This is a genomic window from Streptomyces antioxidans (assembly GCF_000968685.2).
GTDB classification, from domain to species: Bacteria; Actinomycetota; Actinomycetes; order Streptomycetales; family Streptomycetaceae; genus Streptomyces; species Streptomyces antioxidans.
This window is the reverse complement of the sequence record NZ_LAKD02000015.1, coordinates 24,324-38,824: the sequence shown is the minus strand read 5'-3', so window position 1 is coordinate 38,824 and position 14,501 is coordinate 24,324. Positions and strand designations below refer to the sequence as shown.

The 14,501-nt window shown below is 73.0% G+C and carries 14 protein-coding genes; 7 read left to right on the top strand and 7 right to left on the bottom strand.

Annotated features, from left to right (window positions below; genetic code table 11):
• Positions 1-1,554 (bottom strand): 3-hydroxyacyl-CoA dehydrogenase, encoded by a 1,554-nt coding sequence (locus VT50_RS08000; RefSeq protein WP_046088808.1) that lies wholly within the window; start codon positions 1,552-1,554, stop codon positions 1-3.
• A 150-nt stretch (positions 1,555-1,704) separates the two neighbouring features.
• Between VT50_RS08000 and paaN the strand changes: the two genes are divergently transcribed.
• Positions 1,705-3,429, top strand: coding sequence for a phenylacetic acid degradation protein PaaN (paaN, locus tag VT50_RS07995; protein WP_046088807.1), 1,725 nt, complete (start codon positions 1,705-1,707; stop codon positions 3,427-3,429).
• A gap of 104 nt (positions 3,430-3,533) precedes the next feature.
• Here the strand turns inward: paaN and VT50_RS07990 are convergent, their stop codons facing one another.
• From VT50_RS07990 to VT50_RS07980, 3 genes are read right to left on the bottom strand one after another with little or no spacing between them, the layout of a single operon-like run.
• The gene (locus tag VT50_RS07990) at positions 3,534-4,295 is read right to left on the bottom strand and encodes a TrmH family RNA methyltransferase (RefSeq protein WP_046088806.1); all 762 of its coding nucleotides are present in this window, start codon (positions 4,293-4,295) and stop codon (positions 3,534-3,536) included.
• Positions 4,296-4,299: 4 nt separating this feature from the next.
• Entirely contained in the window at positions 4,300-5,535 is a 1,236-nt protein-coding gene (locus tag VT50_RS07985; protein WP_046088805.1) for an HTTM domain-containing protein, read from the bottom strand.
• A complete protein-coding gene (locus VT50_RS07980) occupies positions 5,532-6,323 on the bottom strand; it encodes a DUF5819 family protein (RefSeq protein ID WP_046088804.1) in 792 nt (263 codons plus the stop codon). The genes VT50_RS07985 and VT50_RS07980 overlap by 4 nt, the downstream gene beginning before the upstream one ends.
• A gap of 239 nt (positions 6,324-6,562) precedes the next feature.
• Between VT50_RS07980 and paaA the strand changes: the two genes are divergently transcribed.
• From paaA to VT50_RS07950, 6 genes are all read left to right on the top strand, one after another.
• Complete coding sequence (paaA, locus tag VT50_RS07975) at positions 6,563-7,513, top strand: 1,2-phenylacetyl-CoA epoxidase subunit PaaA (protein WP_046088803.1); 951 nt, start codon at positions 6,563-6,565, stop codon at positions 7,511-7,513.
• On the top strand, positions 7,510-7,806 hold the full coding sequence (paaB, locus tag VT50_RS07970; protein ID WP_046088802.1) for a 1,2-phenylacetyl-CoA epoxidase subunit PaaB: 297 nt from the start codon (positions 7,510-7,512) through the stop codon (positions 7,804-7,806). Before paaA ends, paaB begins: the two co-directional genes overlap by 4 nt.
• The gene (gene paaC / locus VT50_RS07965) at positions 7,803-8,504 is read left to right on the top strand and encodes a 1,2-phenylacetyl-CoA epoxidase subunit PaaC (protein ID WP_046088801.1); all 702 of its coding nucleotides are present in this window, start codon (positions 7,803-7,805) and stop codon (positions 8,502-8,504) included. The genes paaB and paaC overlap by 4 nt, the downstream gene beginning before the upstream one ends.
• Complete coding sequence (gene paaD / locus VT50_RS07960; RefSeq protein WP_240529080.1) at positions 8,498-9,073, top strand: 1,2-phenylacetyl-CoA epoxidase subunit PaaD; 576 nt, start codon at positions 8,498-8,500, stop codon at positions 9,071-9,073. The genes paaC and paaD overlap by 7 nt, the downstream gene beginning before the upstream one ends.
• Positions 9,073-10,179: a 2Fe-2S iron-sulfur cluster-binding protein gene (locus tag VT50_RS07955; RefSeq protein ID WP_046088800.1), complete on the top strand. Its 1,107-nt coding sequence runs from the start codon at positions 9,073-9,075 to the stop codon at positions 10,177-10,179. The genes paaD and VT50_RS07955 overlap by 1 nt, the downstream gene beginning before the upstream one ends.
• Positions 10,180-10,274: 95 nt before the next feature.
• Complete coding sequence (locus VT50_RS07950) at positions 10,275-11,423, top strand: acyl-CoA dehydrogenase family protein (RefSeq protein WP_046088799.1); 1,149 nt, start codon at positions 10,275-10,277, stop codon at positions 11,421-11,423.
• A 95-nt stretch (positions 11,424-11,518) separates the two neighbouring features.
• Here the strand turns inward: VT50_RS07950 and VT50_RS07945 are convergent, their stop codons facing one another.
• The 3 genes from VT50_RS07945 to VT50_RS07935 all read right to left on the bottom strand — a co-directional run bounded on the left by VT50_RS07945 (position 11,519) and on the right by VT50_RS07935 (position 14,438).
• A complete protein-coding gene (locus VT50_RS07945) occupies positions 11,519-11,872 on the bottom strand; it encodes a rhodanese-like domain-containing protein (RefSeq protein WP_046088798.1) in 354 nt (117 codons plus the stop codon).
• Positions 11,873-11,915: 43 nt separating this feature from the next.
• Positions 11,916-12,776: a hypothetical protein gene (locus tag VT50_RS07940; protein WP_046088797.1), complete on the bottom strand. Its 861-nt coding sequence runs from the start codon at positions 12,774-12,776 to the stop codon at positions 11,916-11,918.
• Between the two features lie 120 nt (positions 12,777-12,896).
• A complete protein-coding gene (locus tag VT50_RS07935) occupies positions 12,897-14,438 on the bottom strand; it encodes a DUF2252 domain-containing protein (protein WP_078840886.1) in 1,542 nt (513 codons plus the stop codon).
• Positions 14,439-14,501: the final 63 nt, after the last annotated feature.

Here is a 14,501-nt window from a genome sequence, read left to right as displayed (position 1 = left end):
TTACAGCAGCCTCCCATCGGCGGCCGCACGCCGGATCAGCGCCTGGGAAGGGGCGTAGCGGCCGGTCGGACAGGCGTGGTGGAGGTTGCGCAGGGTGTCGCGCACCCAGCGGGCTCCGAGCGCGCGCCCCCAGGCCAGCGGTCCGCGCGGGTAGTTGACGCCGGTCAGCATGGCGGTGTCGATGTCCTCGGGGCTCGCCACCCCGCGGGCGACGGCGTCCTCGGCGAAGTCCACGAGCATCGCGACCGTACGGGCCACGACCATGCCGGGGACGTCCTGGACCACGCTGACGTCCTTACCGAGCGCCTGGAACAGGCCGACCGCGGACCGCAGGGACTCCGCGGGGGCGGCTGTGGACGGCGCCAGGGCGACGCGGGTGGCGGTGCGGTAGTCCAGCGCCAGGTCGAAGCGGACCGACGCGGCGAAGGGGTCTTCGGTGGCGGTCGTGCCGTCGGCCAGGGACAGGCGGGTGCCGTCGGGCAGGGCGAGATGGGCCCCGACGGGCTCGCCGGTCACCGGGGTGCCCGCGCCCCTGATGGGCTCGCGGATCACCGGGACGTCCGCCTCCTCGAGGAGGCCGACCAGCCCTTGCGCGGGCCCCAGGTCGCCGTGGAGGACGACCTTGCCGGGCGGCTCGCACGGCTCCGCGGTGTGCGGGGCGGGCCGCCCGGCGCCCTCAGAGTGGTCGTACCAGCCGTGGCCCGTCTTGCGCCCGTGCCGCCCGGAGGCGACGAGCTGCCGCTGGGCGAGGGACGGGGTGAATTTCGGATCGTGGAACAGCGCTTCCCAGACGGATCGGGTGACGGCCTCGTTCACGTCCTGGCCGATCAGATCGGTGAGCTCGAAGGGGCCCATCCGGAAGCCGCCGGACTCGCGCAGCACGGCGTCCAGGGTCGCGGGGTCGGCCACGCGCTCCTCGTACGCACGGAACGCCTCGGCATAGAAGGGGCGGGCGATCCGGTTGACGATGAACCCGGGGGTGTCGGCGCAGCGCACCGGGGTCTTCCCCCAGGCCGCGACGGTGGCCTGGGCACGGTCGGCGGCAGCCTCGTCCGTGGCGGCGCCGCGCACCACCTCCACCAGCGGCATCAGCGGGGCCGGATTGAAGAAGTGCAGCCCGAGGAGGCGGCCGGGGCGGCGCAGGACGCCCGCGACGGCGGTGACGGAAAGGGAGGAGGTGTTGGTGGCGAGCAGACAGCCGTCGGACACCACCGACTCCAGCGCGGTGAACAGCTGCTGCTTGGCGCCGAGTTCCTCCAGGATCGCCTCGGCCACCAGCTCCGCCTCGGCCAGGTCCGCGAGGTCGGCGACGGGGGTGAGGCGCCCGAGGGCGGCGTCGCGGTCGGCGGCCGTGAGGCGTTCCTTGGCGACCAGTCGGCCGAGCCGGTGGGCGATGGCGTCGGCGGCCCGGGAGGCGCGGCCGGGCGCGGCGTCGTAGAGCCGCACGGGATGGCCCGCGGCCAGCGCCACTTGGGCGATCCCCTGGCCCATCGTGCCGGTGCCGACGACGGCGACGAGGCCGGCGCGGTCGCTGCCACGGTCGATCGCAGTCATGCCGCAGATCCTTTTCGACGAAGTTATCCACAGGTTCGCCAGGCCCTCTTGTCCCGACCGATCGTTCGGTTACTCTAACTCTGTCGCCCAATCCAGCCCAGCCCCAGCCCAATCCAGCCCAGCCCCAGCTCGACGAGGAGTTGGTCAGTCGTGACCGCCGCACTCACCACCGCGCAGTTGACGCAAGAGCACCGCCCCACCCTCGACCAGGCCCTGGAGGCGATCCGTACCCGCGCCTATTGGTCCCCGCACCCCGAGCACCCGAAGGCCTACGGCGGCGAGGGCCAGGGCGGGCGGCCGAGCCTGAGCGTCGCCGAGGGCCAGGCGGCGTTCGAGGCGCTGCGCGGCAAGCGCTTCGAGCTTGAGCAGCCGGGCACCGACGGCTGGGCGGGCTCCGAGGTCTCTCCGTTCGGAGCGGAGATGGGCATGGAGTATCCGCATCCGGACATCGAGGTGCTTCTCCCGGCGATGCGGGCGGGGATGCCCGCCTGGCGGGACGCCGGTCCCGAGGCGCGGGCCATGGTGTGCCTGGAGATCCTGGCCCGGATCGGCGCCAGGTCGCATGAGTTCGCCCAGGCCGTCATGCACACCAGCGGCCAGGCGTACATGATGGCGTTCCAGGCCGGTGGCCCCCACGCCCAGGACCGCGGTCTGGAGGCGGTGGCGTACGCGTTCGCCGAGCAGACCCGCACCCCGGGCGCCGCCGACTGGTCCAAGCCTCAGGGCAAGCGCGACCCGCTGCGGCTGCGCAAGACGTTCACGGCCGTCCCGCGCGGTGTCGCCCTGCTGATCGGCTGCAACACCTTCCCGACGTGGAACGGCTATCCGGGTCTCTTCGCCTCGCTCGCCACCGGCAATCCGGTGCTGGTCAAGCCGCACCCCCAGGCCGTGCTGCCGCTGGCGCTGACGGTCCAGGTGGCGCGGGAGGTGCTGAAGGAGGCGGGGTTCAGCCCGGATCTGGTGGCGCTGGCGGCCGAGCGGCCGGACGAGGGGATCGCCAAGGTCCTCGCCGTCCGCCCCGAGATCCGCGTCATCGACTACACGGGATCCACCGCCTTCGGCGACTGGCTGGAGACCCACGCCCGCCAGGCCCAGGTCTTCACGGAGAAGGCGGGGGTCAACACGGTGGTGATCGACTCCACCGACGACTACCACGGCATGCTCGCCAATCTGGCGTTCTCCCTGTCCCTCTACAGCGGCCAGATGTGCACCACCCCGCAGAATCTGCTGATCCCCCGCGACGGCATCACCACCGACGCCGGTCCCAAGACCTATGACGAGGTGGTGGCCGACCTGGCGGCGGCGGTGGACGGGCTGCTGGGCGACGACGCACGGGCGAGCGCGCTGCTCGGCGCGATCGTGGGCCCGCGGGTCCAGGAGCGGCTGGAGGCCGCCCCCGGCCTGGGCGCGGTCGCCCTCGCCTCCCGTACGGTGACCCACCCCGACTTCCCGGGCGCCACCGTCCGCACACCGCTGATGGTCAAGGCGGACGGCGCGCGGAAGTTCTGGGAGGGGGCGGACGCGGACGCGCCCTATCTGGCCGAGTGCTTCGGCCCGGTCTCCTTCGCCGTCGCCGTCGCCTCCACGGAGGACGCGGTCGCGCTGCTGCGCCGGACCACCCGGGACAAGGGCGCGATGACGGTCGGGGCGTACACCACCTCGCCGGAGGCGGAGCGGCTGATCGAGGAGGCGTGTCTGGAGGAGTGCGCCCAGCTGTCGCTCAATCTGACCGGCGGGGTGTATGTGAACCAGACCGCGGCGTTCTCGGACTTCCACGGCACGGGCGGCAACCGGTCGGCCAATGCCGCGCTGTGCGACGGAGCGTTCGTGGCCAGCCGCTTCCGGATGGTCGAGGTCCGCCGCCCGGCGGAGTAGCGGGCCCGATGGGCGGGGCGGCTCGGGGCCGGTCACCGCGCACTCCGCCCCACCCATCGGGCCTGGGCAGGACGGGCCGGGCCTGGAGGCAGGACGGGCCGGGCCTAGGCCGGGTGGGCGGGGCCGCCCCAGTGGAAGAGGGCCATGGCCACGCTGGTGGCCAGGTTGTAGCTGGACACCTGTGGCCGCATGGGGAGGGCCACCAGCCTCGTGGCACGCTTCCGCAGCTCCGGCGAGATCCCGTGCCGCTCGGAGCCGAAGGCGAATAGCGCGTCATCGGGGACGGTCATGGACCGGATGTCCTCCCCCTCCGGATCCAGGGCGTACAGCGGCCCCTCCGGAAGCGCGTCACCCGGCAGCCGCTCGACCGCGGTGGCGAAGTGAAGCCCGGCGCCCGAGCGGACGGCGTTCGGATGCCAGGGGTCGATATCGCCGGTGGTGACCACGCCCGTGGCCCCGAACCCGGCGGCGAGCCGGACCACGGCCCCGACGTTCCCCAGGTTGCGGGGATTGTCCAGGACGACCACCGGGGCCTGCCGGGGCCGCCGGGACAGCTCGTCCAGGTTCGTCTGGCGGCCCCGCCGGACCGCGAGGGCGGCGACCCGGGTGGGATGCACCCTGGGCACCAGATCGCGCAGGGTCCCGGCATCGACCTCCACCAGAAGGTCCCCGATCACCTCGGTGAGGTCGTCGGCCAGGTCCTCGGCGAGCCCCACGGCGGCCGCCCTGTCGCTGGTGACCGCGGCGCGCACCTCCGCGCCGAACCGCAGGGCGTGCTTCAGCGCGTGGAAGCCGTCCAGCAGCACGGTGTCGGGGGCCGTCGCGCGCCAGTGCCGTACGGCCCGCGCCGACTCGTCATCGATCATCCCCTCAGCGTACGAGGGTGCCGTCCGGCGATACCTCGTCGCTCTCCCGCGCCCGCTGCCCGGGCAGCCATACGGAGCGCGCCGCCAGCCGGTCCCGGGCCCGGCCCAGCCGGGCCTCGGCCCAGCGCAGGACGTTCGTCGGCAGGAAGACCGCGTCCGCCGCGACCACCGCGAGCGAGAAGAACGGCAGCCCGAGCAGCACGGCGATGCCGAGGTGCTCCAGCATCAGCAGGACGAGCATGGCGTTCTTGGCCCGGCGGTTGAGCAGGGTGAACGGAAAGGCCACCTGGACGATGACCGTTCCGTAGGTCAGCACCATCACCAGGGTGCCGCTGGACGCCACGATGTCGGCCAGCCAGGGCCAGGGCGAGAAGTAGTCCAGATGCAGCGGGTAGTAGAGGGCGGTGCCGTCCTGCCAACGCGAACCCTGGATCTTGTACCACCCGGCCGAGGCGTACAGCAGACACACCTCGGCCATGATCACCAACAGGGCGCCGTTGTGCGCCACCTTGGCGAGCGCGTCCATGACGATGCGCGGCTCCCCCGGCGCGTAACGCCTGACGAACCACCATCCGGCGTGGACGAGCCACAGCCCCCACAGGACGGTGCCCCAGCCCAGCCCGGGCAGCGGGCCGTCGGCGGTCAGGTACAGCCGGGCGTCGGTGAACAGCTGCGCCCAGAGCAGAGCGGTCCCGGTGACGGCCCACAGCACGATCCCCGTGGTGTCGCGCGGCGGCCACGCGCGGTCCGCCCCGCCCCGGGCCGCCCGGCGCGCGTCCAGGGACCACACCTGACCGCACCGGGTCAGCACCAGATACATCGACATCAGATGGATGAGGTTGTCGCCGCCGTCCCCCACGAAGATGCTGCGGTTCTGCAGCGACAGCACCCCGATCATGAACAGCACGGACATGGTGCGGGTGCGCCAGCCCACCAGCAGCAGCGCGCTGGAGACGATGGCGAGGGCGTAGACGATCTCGAACCACACCGTGCTGTCGGACCACATGAGCGCGCTGAAGGCGCGGTTGCCGTCGATCAGCCGGGCGGCCATGTCCCAGTTCCACGGGGCGTCCGGCCCGTACAGCTCCCGGCGGTGGGGCCATTCGCGCACCAGGAACAGCAGCCAGGTGAAGGAGAAGCCGATGCGCACGACGGCGCTCTGCCGGGGGCCGAGCGCGGAGGCGGTGACGCGCGTGTAGCCACGCGCCACGGCGGTCTGGAGGCGGGCGGAGGGGGTCACGGGCGCTTGGCCTCCGGGAGGTCAGCGGAGGTCACGGTCCACCACGGCAGCGTGCGGTAGAACGTCTTGGTGTCGATCTTCTCGTCGCTCCAGGGCGGCGGGGCCACCGGAGTGGTCGCGGAGCGCACCTGTATTCGCTCCACGGTGCCGCCGTCCTCCTCGCGGCCGAGGCGGAGCGCCACGATCCGGCGGACGTACTGCTCGGAGAGGTTGCCGCGCATCCCCTGCGGCCGCTCCTTCGCGTCGTGCGAGCCGACGTAGAACTCCCAGCCGCGGCGCAGCTCGTTCTGCTGGGTGTGGCTGGGCAGCGGGTTGTGGCGGATGTCCGCGCCGTCCTGGGCCGAGAGGTCGCGCCAGCCGGTGGTCGCGGTGCCGCCCTCGGGGGTGCGGATCTGGGCGCGGGCCTGGACGGCGATGTTCTGCTGGAGCGGGTTGGGGGCGAAGAGCTTCCAGACCCGTTCGAACTCCGGGTAGACGTAGTCGTCTATCGCCGCGCCGTGGCGCTTGGTGAGGGTGTTGGGCGGCGAGACGTTCAGGAAGGCCGCCGAGAGATGGATCGCGGCGGCGACGGCGGCGACCGCGATGGCCACCGCGATGATCAGCTGTGCGGGCAGGGAGAGGGTGGTGAGCGGTTCCGCCGCGTCGCCGTCGGGCGCCGGGGCCGTCGGCTCCGCCGGCTCCGATTCCCCCGGCTCGGGGCCCGTCGGCTTTGGTCCCGCCGGCTCCCCTTGCTGCGGCTCCGGTCCCGTCGGCTCCCGTCCCGCCGGTTCCGGCTCCGTGTCCGCCATGCCCCGCCCCGCTCCCGATGGTCCAGGTCTTCGCACTGGCCGGTCGGCCGTACGCCCCCGTGGCCCCCGCGCCCCCGGCACCGTACCGATGCGGAACCACTCGGCACAGCGTCCTCAGCGTTATCCACAGGGCTGTTATCCACAGGGTTGACACCCTACGTTCCTCAGCACACCATTGAACCGAACGATCGGTCGGTCGGCTGGCCGGTCGGCGGAGACGGATGGCGGAGGGGCTTCGCATGACGACGATGGCGGCGGACGCGGGGGCGTACGAGGCGGTGTTCGACGCCGCCCTGGCCGCGGACGAGCGCATCGAGCCGCGTGACTGGATGCCCGATGAGTACCGGGCCACGCTGGTGCGGCAGATGGCGCAGCACGCCCACTCCGAGATCATCGGCATGCAGCCGGAGGCGAACTGGATCACCCGCGCCCCCTCGCTCCGGCGCAAGGCGATCCTGATGGCCAAGGTCCAGGACGAGGCGGGCCACGGCCTGTATCTCTACAGCGCGGCGGAGACCCTGGGCACCAGCCGGGGCGAGCTGCTGGACAAGCTCCACAGCGGCCGTCAGAAGTACTCCTCAATCTTTAACTACCCCACGCTGACCTGGGCCGACGTCGGCGCCATCGGCTGGCTGGTGGATGGCGCCGCGATCACCAACCAGGTCCCGCTGTGCCGCTGCTCCTACGGGCCCTACGCACGGGCGATGGTCCGCATCTGCAAGGAGGAGTCCTTCCACCAGCGCCAGGGGTACGAGCTGCTGCTGGCCCTGAGCCGGGGCACCGAGGCCCAGCACGCCATGGCGCAGGACGCGGTGGACCGCTGGTGGTGGCCGTCGCTGATGATGTTCGGCCCGCCGGACGACGCCTCGGCCCACTCCGCCCAGTCCATGGCCTGGAATATCAAGCGCCACTCCAATGACGAGCTGCGCCAGCGCTTCGTCGACATCTGCGTCCCCCAGGCCGAATCCCTCGGCCTCACCCTCCCCGACCCCGAGCTGCGGTGGAGCGAGGAGCGGGGGCATTACGACTTCGGCCCGATCGACTGGACCGAGTTCCGCGAGGTGCTGAAGGGAAACGGGCCGTGCAATGAGCAGCGGATCACCCAGCGCCGCCGGGCCCATGAGGAAGGCGCGTGGGTGCGCGAGGCAGCCGTGGCGTACGCGGCCAAGCATGGGGAGGCACAGTCATGAGCGGCAGCCCGAGCGCCGAGTGGCCGCTGTGGGAGGTGTTCGTCCGCAGCAGGCGCGGACTGTCGCACACCCACGCCGGGTCCCTCCACGCCCCCGACGCGGAAATGGCCCTGCGGAACGCGCGGGATCTGTACACCCGCCGCTCCGAGGGCGTCTCGATCTGGGTCGTGCCGTCCGCCGAGATCACCGCCTCCTCCCCGGACGAGCGGGACCCGTTCTTCGAGCCGTCCGCCGACAAGCCCTACCGCCACCCCACCTTCTACGCGATCCCGGAAGGGGTGCGGCACCTATGACCGCGGCCCTCGCCCTGGGCGATGACGCGCTGGTGCTCTCCCACCGGCTGGGGGAGTGGGCCGGGCACGCCCCCGTGCTGGAGGAGGAGGTGGCGCTCGCCAATATCGCTCTGGACCTGCTCGGCCAGGCCCGGGTGCTGCTCTCCCTCGCCGGGGACGAGGACGAGCTGGCGTATCTGCGCGAGGAGCGGGCGTTCCGCAACGTCCAGCTGGTCGAGCAGCCAGGCGGGGACTTCGCCCACACCATCGCCCGCCAGCTCTACTTCTCCACCTACCAGGAGCTGTTGTACGAGCGGCTGGCGCGCGGCACCGGCCCCTTCGCCCCGCTGGCCGCCAAGGCGGTCAAGGAGGTGGCCTACCACCGCGACCACGCCGAGCACTGGACCCTGCGGCTCGGCGACGGCACGGACGAGAGCCATGAGCGGATGCGGCGGGGGCTGGACGCGCTCTGGCGGTTCACCGGTGAGCTCTTCGAACCGGTCGAGGGGTGCGAGGTGGAGTGGCCCACCCTGCATGACGCCTGGCTGACCCGGATCACCTCGGTCCTGGAGCGCGCCACCCTGGCATTGCCCGAGGGGCCGCGGCGCGGCGGCTGGGCGGCCGGCGCGGGGCGCCAGGGCATCCACACCGAGCCGTTCGGCCGGATGCTCGCGGAGATGCAGCATCTCCACCGCAGCCACCCGGGGGCGACATGGTGACGCCCGGGCCCTCCCCCGCACCCACGCCCCCCACACCTCCCGCGGCGCCCACGCCGTCCGCGTCCGGCACCGGCCTCACCCCGCTGGAGGAGGAGCTGCTGCGGCTGGCCGGAGCCGTGCCGGACCCGGAGCTGCCGATGGTGTCCCTGGCCGAGCTGGGGGTGATGCGGGGGCTGCGGCTGCTGGGGCCGGGCCGGGTCGAGGTCGAGCTGACCCCCACGTACACCGGTTGCCCGGCGGTGGAGACGATGGCTACCGACATCGAGCGGGTGCTCCATGACCATGGCGTCCCCGAGGTCGCCGTGCGTACGGTCCTCTCCCCGCCCTGGACGACGGACGCGATCAGCGCCGAGGGCCGCCGCAAGCTGGCGGAGTCCGGCATAGCGCCGCCCGCACCGCTCGACGCGGCGGCGGGGGGCGGTCCGGTCCCGGTGGCCCTGGCCGTGCGCTGTCCGCACTGCGGCTCGACCGAGACCGAGCTGCTCAGCCGCTTCTCATCCACCGCCTGCAAGGCGCTGCGCCGCTGCGCGGCCTGTGGCGAACCGTTCGACCACTTCAAGGAGTTGTGATGGCCGCGGAGGCGGTGAAGCGGGTCACGCCCCGCCACGGCGCGTTCCACCCGCTGCGGGTGGCGGCGGTCGACCGGCTCACCGATGACGCGGTGGCGGTCACCCTCCTGGTGCCGCCCGCGCTCCGGGAGACGTTCCGCTTCGCGGCGGGGCAGCACATCGCGGTGCGCCGGTTCGCCGACGGCGCGGAGATCCGGCGGACGTACTCGCTCTGCGCCCCGGCCCCGGGCGCGGAGGGCCCGGAGTTCCTGCGGATCGGGGTGCGGCTGGTCGAGGGCGGTGAGTTCTCGACCTATGCCCTCAAGGAGCTGGCGGTCGGCGAGGTCATGGAGGTGATGGCCCCGGCCGGCCGTTTCGTCCTGGAGCCCCGTCCCGGCCACTTCGCGGCGGTCGTCGGCGGCAGCGGAATCACCCCGGTGCTTTCCATCGCCGCCACACTGCTCAGTCGGCAGCCCGAGGCGCGCTTCTGTCTGATCCGCAGCGACCGCACCGCGGCCTCGACGATGTTCCTGGAGGAGGTCGCCGACCTCAAGGACCGCTGGCCCGACCGGTTCCAACTGGTGTGCGCGCTCTCCCGGGAGGAGCAGCAGGCCGGGCTGGTGTCCGGGCGGCTCGACGAGGAGCGGCTGACCGGGCTGCTCCCGGCGCTGTTGCCAGTCGCCTCGGTGGACGGCTGGTTCCTGTGCGGGCCCTACGGTCTGGTGCGCTCCGCCGAGCGGGCGCTGCGCGGCCTCGGGGTCTCCCGCGGCCGGGTCCACCAGGAGATCTTCCATGTGGACGCGGCCCCCGCCGAGGGCGTCCCCGCACCGGGCCCCGCCTCGGCCGCCTCGCACAGCTCGGTCACGGCGACCCTGGACGGCCGCTCGGGCACCTGGCCGGTCCAGGACGGGGAGCCGCTGTTGGAGACCGTGCTGCGCAATCGGTCCGACGCGCCGTACGCGTGCAAGGGCGGGGTCTGCGGCACCTGCCGGGCCTTCCTGGTCTCGGGCGAGGTGCGGATGGACCGGAACTTCGCGCTGGAGCCGGACGAGGTGGCGGCGGGCTATGTGCTGGCCTGTCAGTCCCATCCGGTGGGCGAGCGGGTGGAGCTGGACTTCGACCGCTGACCGGCCCCGGGCGCGGCACCGGCGTTCCCTTCTTGTAGAACCTGTTCTATCTTGACGGGCCGTCAGATATAGCCGCGGCGCGGGAGGTACGGACAGTGGACTTCACCTTCACCGAGGAGCAGCAGGCGGCCGTCGAGGCTGCGAAGGCCGTCTTCTCCTCCGTCACACCGGACAGCGTGCCCAGCCCCGCGCTGACCGCGGGGGCCGTCGCCGACGACTTCGACCGCGCGCTGTGGCGGAAGCTCGCCGAGGGCGATCTGCTGGGCCTGACCCTCGACCCCCGGCACGGCGGCTCGGGCCTGGATCCGCTCGCCCTCTGCCTGGTGCTGCGGGAATGCGGCCGGGTGCTGGCCCGGGTGCCACTGCTGGAGTCCAGCGCCGCCGCACTGGCCGTACAGCGCTACGGCGGAGACGAGCTGTGTGCCGAGGTGCTGCCCCGGGCCGCCCGCGGTGAGCTGGTCCTCACCGTGGCGGCCAGCGGCCGCACCGGACATGGCCCGGCCGAACTCGCCGTCCAGGCACGGCGGAACGGCGAGGGCTGGGTGCTGGACGGCGTCCAGACCGCGGTCCCCTGGGCCCACGGCGCCGATCGTGTGCTGGTCCCGGCCCACACCGGTGAGGGGGTTACGGTCCTCGCCCTGGTCCCCCGCGACCATGAGGGCGTCGCCCTCGAGGAGCAGATCTCCACCAGCGGTGAGCGGCAGGCCGAGGTCCGGCTGGACGGGGCGCGGCTCGCCTACCGCGAGGTGCTGACCGCCGACGGCGCCTGGGAGTGGCTGCGCGATCTTCTCACCACCGGCGTCTGCGCCCTCACCCTGGGCCTCGGCTCGGCGGTGCTGGACCTCACCAGCTCCTATGTGAGCCAGCGCGAGCAGTTCGGCTTCCCGCTCGCCACCTTCCAGGCGGTCGCCGTGCAGACTGCCGACCGCTATATCGATCTGCGGGCCATGGAGGCCACGCTGTGCCAGGCGGCCTGGCGGCTGTCCCTGGACGAGGCACGGCCCACGGCGAGCGGGGCGCTGCCCATCGCGGGCGATGTCGCCGTCGCCAAGATCTGGGCCGCCGAGGGGGTGCGCCGCGTCGTCCAGACCGCCCAGCATCTGCACGGCGGCTTCGGCGCGGTCACCGACTACCCGCTGCACCGCTACCACGCCTGGGGCAAACAGCTGGAGCTCTCACTGGGATCCGCCGCCGCCCATGAGGAGGCACTGGGCGAACTCCTCGCCGCCCACCCCCTCGGCTGATCGCCCGCCGCCCGGCCGACGCCGCCCGCTGAGCGGAACCGCGCGCGCCACCGGTCAGCGGGGAAGCCCAGCCGTCAAGATCATTAGGGAAACCTCTAGAGCACAAAGGCCCCTTCGGCGGTGCCGTCGGGGCCGCTCACCACCGACCGGCCCGCCGCGTCCCAGGCGAGCATTCCGCCGTCCACGTTCACCGCGTCCAGCCCCTGTGCGACCAGATACTGCGTCACCTGCGCGGAACGGCCGCCGACCCGGCACATCACATGCACCCGGCGCCCCTCGCCTACCGCCGCGGTCAGCTCGTCGAACCGCGCCACGACCTGGCCCATCGGGATGTGCAGCGCACCCTCGACATGCCCGGCCGCCCACTCGTCGTCCTCCCGGACGTCCAGCAGAAGGCCATCGGCCGGTACCGCCGCCGCCTCCACCTGGGGAAGCTGGGCAAAATGCATCGGACACACCTCTCACACGACATCGACAGCTGCGGCAAACCTACTACCGCACCAGCTCCGCGAGCCGGGCCTCCTTCTCCGAGGCCTGGGCCAGCAGTTGCTCGGCGATCTCGTCCAGCAGCCCATCGGGGTCCTCGGGCGCCATCTTGATCATCGCGCCGATCGCGCTCGACTCCAGCTCAGCGGCGACCGCGGCCAGCATCTCCTTGCGCTCGGCCAGCCACTCCAGCCGGGCGTACAGCTCCTCGCTGCGGCTCGCGCGGCGCTCCGGCGGCGGCGGACCGGCCTCCCACTCCTCGGCCAGCGCCCGCAGCGCCTCCTCGTCCCCGGCCGCGTACGCCGCGTTGACCCGCACGATGAAGGCACCGCGCCGCTCCCGCTCGGCCTCCTCCTCGGCCAGATCCGGATGGGCCTTACGGGCCAGGTCCCGGTAGATCCGGCGGGCCTCCTCGCTCGGCCGCACCCGTGGCGGCGGCTGCACGGGCCGCTCGGTGAGCATCGCGGCCGCCTCCGGCGAGAGCCCGTCCGAGTCGATCCAGCCGTGGAACAGCTCCTCCACCCCGGGCATCGGCTGCACCAGCCCCCGCGCCTCACGGGCCTTGCGGAGGTCCTCCGGATCACCGGTCCGGGCCGCGAGCGCCTCGGCGATCAGCGCGTCAAGTTCGTCGAGGCGCGAGTACATCGGCCCGAGCCGCTGGTGGTGGAGCCGGGAGAAGTTCTCCACCTCCACCCGGAAGGTCTCCACCGCTATCTCGAACTCGATCAGCGCCTGCTCGGCCGCGCGCACCGCCCGCTCCAGCCGCTCGGCGGCCTGGGTCTCCTCCGGCGACTCCGGCGACTCCGGCGACTCCGGCGGCTCCGGCGACCGGTCGTGCGACTCCGCCTGGGCCTCCGCGTCCGACATCGACTGCCGTCCCTGCTGCTGCGCTTCCGGATTCGTCACCCGCTCAGACTACGTCCGGCGGTGATCGGCGATGGAGGTCACACCCCGCCCTGTGCCTCACACCCCCACTCCGCCTGTGCCTCACACCCCCATCTCGGCCGCTATCCGTCCCTTGCGCACCGCCATGACCAGCGCGGAGTGATCCGCCTCCGTGCGGTCCGCGTACGCCAGCGCGAAGGCGGCCACCGCCTCGTCCAGCTCCTCCCCCTTGCCGCAGTAACCGGCCAGCATCCGGGGGTCCGCGCTGTGGGAGTGCGCCCGGGCCAGCAGGGCCCCGGTCATCCGCCCGTAGTCGTCCATCTGGTCCGCGGCCAGCGCCGCCGGGTCCACGCTCCCCTTGCGGTTGCGGAACTGGCGCACCTGGTAATGCCGCCCCCGCACCGTGGTCCACCCCAGCAGGATGTCGCTGACCACCTGCATCCGCTTCTGGCCGAGCACCACCCGCCGCCCCTCGTGTGTGACGTCCGGCACCTCGAAACCGGCCTCCGGCAGATGCGGCAGCAGCGCGGAGGGCCGCGCCTCCTTCACCTGGAGCACCAGCGGCTCGCCCCGGTGGTCGAGCAGCAGCACCACATAGGAGCGGGTGCCCACACTGCCCGTGCCGACCACCCGGAAGGCCACATCGTGCACCTCGTACCGCGAGAGCAGCGGCAGCCGGTCCTCCGGCAGGGTGCCCAGATACCCGGCGAGCGAGGAGGCCACCGCCGCCGCCTCCTCGTCCGGCACCCTCCGCAGCACCGGAGGCGCGTCCACGAAGCGCCGGGCCTCCGGCCGCCCGGAGGAGCCCTCCCCGCCCGGCACGGGCTCGGTGGCCCGGGCGGCGTACCGCGCGCTGGTGTTCCGCCGGGCCTTCTCGGAGATCCGCTCCAGCGTGCCCATCAGGTCCTTGGCGTCCGTGTGGGAGACCAGCTCCTCGTCCGCGATCGCGTTCCACGCCTCCGTCGCCGGGAGCTTGGCCAGCAGCCGCATCGTGCGCCGATACGCGCCCACCGCGTCCTGAGCGGCCACCCGGCAGGTGTCCTCGTCGGCGCCCGCCTCCCGGCCCGCCAGCACCAGCGAGACCGCAAGCCGCTTCACATCCCACTCCCACGGACCGTGGACGGTCTCGTCGAAGTCGTTGAGATCGATGATCAGGCCACCGCGGGCATCCCCGTAGATCCCGAAGTTGGCGGCGTGGGCATCGCCACACAGCTGGGCCCCGATGCCGGTCACCGGCGTGGTCGTGAGGTCATGCGCCATCAGCCCGGCGGCCCCGCGCAGGAACGAGAAGGGGTTCGCGGCCATCCGCCCCACCCGGATCGGGGTGAGCTCCGGCAGCCGCCCGGCGTTGGACCGCTCGACCGCCGCCACCGGGTCCGGCCGCCCGGTGTCCCTCGGCGGCTCGGAATGCGCCGAGCGCGGCACGCTCTTGCGCAGCGCCTTGCCCCGCTGCCGGGGAGAGGGGCCCTCGCCCCGCCATACGGCGAAGCCCGGAACCGGCGGCAGCCGCCGGACCGCCCCGCCCGCGGCATCCCCGCCGCCCGGCCCCCGCTCACCGCCGCCGTCACCCCGGCGCCCGCCGCTTCCGCCGCTTCCGCCGCTTCCGCCGCTTCCGCCGCCCTGAACGCTCCGGTCGTCCGTCATCGCGCCCCCGCCCTTCTCGCACACGACATCGACTGAATCGACTGAGCCGACCGTACCCCCTGT